Genomic DNA, 1,563 nt, shown 5'->3' with positions numbered 1-1,563 from the left:
GAGCTTCGCCGCCCGGCTCGCCGGGGCCGCGCGCTGCCACGGCCCCGTGGCGCTGCTGGACGCGGATCCGCTGGGCGGAGGGCTCGACCTGCTGGTCGAGGCGAGCGGCGCCCAGGGCCTGGACTGGTCGCAGACCGCCTCGCTCGGCGTCGACGACGGCGAGGCCCTGCGCTCGGGCCTGCCGCGCATCGACGAGGTGCATCTGCTCGTGGCCGGGGAGAGGCCCGGACCCGACCAGGAGGACCTGCCGCGCGTGCTCGCGGCGCTCGGTCCTCTCGACGGCACGGTCGTGGTGGACCTCGCCGCTGCGCTCGTCCCCTGCGCGATCCCTCACCTGGACGAGCTCCTGCTGGTGCTGCCCGCGAGCGACCATGCGGTGCGGTCCGCCGCGCGGCGCCTGCGGCAGTGGTCGCCGCCGGCCGGGCTCACGAGAGCGGTGGTGCGCCGCGGCGGCGGGCTCTCCGCCGCCGACGTCGCCGAGGACCTCGACCTCCCCCTCGCCGTCTCCTTCCGCGACAGCCCCCGCGGCGCGGTCCCGCTGCTGGACGTGCGACGCCGAGGTGCGGATCGCGCCGCCCGTGAGCTGCTCGCCGAGCTCATGATGCAGGAGCCGGCATGAGCGGCCGGAGCACGGACGAGAGCTCCCTCGACACCCTGCTCGCGGGAGTGAGGGAGGACCTGGTGCGCTCTCCCGGCGCGGTGGACGTGCCGCGGATCGCTAGGGTGCTGCGCGCCCAGGGGCGGGTGCTTGGTGCCGCGGCGACCCTCGAGCTGACCGCGCGGGTGCGGGACCACGTCGACGGCCTCGGCCCCCTGCAGGGGCTCATCGCCCCCGGTGTCACGGACCTGCTGGTCAACGACGACGGGACGGTCTGGGTGGACGACTCGGGCGGGCTCCGTCCCGCGGGGCTCCGCCTCACCGCCGGCGAGGCGAGGGATCTCGCGGTGCGCCTGGCGACCTCCGGCGGTCGTCGCCTCGACGATGCGGTGCCCTGGGCCGATGCGCACCTCCCCTCCGGGATCCGCTTCCATGCCGTGCTCCCGCCGCTTTCCCCGGGCGGGGCGATCCTCTCGCTGCGCCTGCCCTCGCGGGACCGCCTGGACCTCGACGATCTCGAGCGTCTGGGGGCGCTGACCCCCGCTGTGCGGGAGGTGCTTCGCGCGCTGGTCCGCTCCCGGGTGCCCTTCCTGGTCACGGGCGGCACGGGCACCGGGAAGTCGACGCTGCTGGCCGCGATGCTCCACGAGGCTCCGCCGCAGGAGCGCATCGTCGTGGTCGAGGACGTGCTCGAGCTCGCCGTGGACCACCCCCATGTCGTGCACCTGCAGTCGCGGCACGCGAACAGCGAGGGCGCGGGCGCCGTCGACCTCACCGCGCTGGTGCGGCAGAGCCTGCGCATGCGGCCGGACCGGATCGTGCTCGGGGAGTGCCGCGGCGAGGAGATCCGTGAGCTCCTGCAGGCGCTGAACACGGGGCACGACGGCGGCTGCGGCACGGTCCACGCGAACACTGCGGCGGACGTCCCCGCCCGCCTCGAGGCGCTCGGCGCCCTCGGCGGGCTG

The 1,563-nt window shown here is 76.1% G+C and carries 1 protein-coding gene and 1 pseudogene; both read left to right on the top strand.

The annotated features are described in order from the left end of the window. Positions 1–619 (top strand): annotated as a pseudogene (locus HMPREF3159_RS05545) (hypothetical protein); the annotation flags it as partial. After that, the coding region (locus tag HMPREF3159_RS05540; protein ID WP_070500043.1) for a TadA family conjugal transfer-associated ATPase at positions 616–1,563 on the top strand (948 nt) is incomplete at its 3' end. The pseudogene HMPREF3159_RS05545 and the gene HMPREF3159_RS05540, both read left to right, overlap by 4 nt.

Source organism: Brachybacterium sp. HMSC06H03, assembly GCF_001807385.1.
In the GTDB taxonomy this organism is placed as follows: domain Bacteria; phylum Actinomycetota; class Actinomycetes; order Actinomycetales; family Dermabacteraceae; genus Brachybacterium; species Brachybacterium conglomeratum.
The sequence above is the reverse complement of the archived record's forward strand: the minus strand, read 5'-3'. Positions and strand labels throughout refer to the sequence as shown.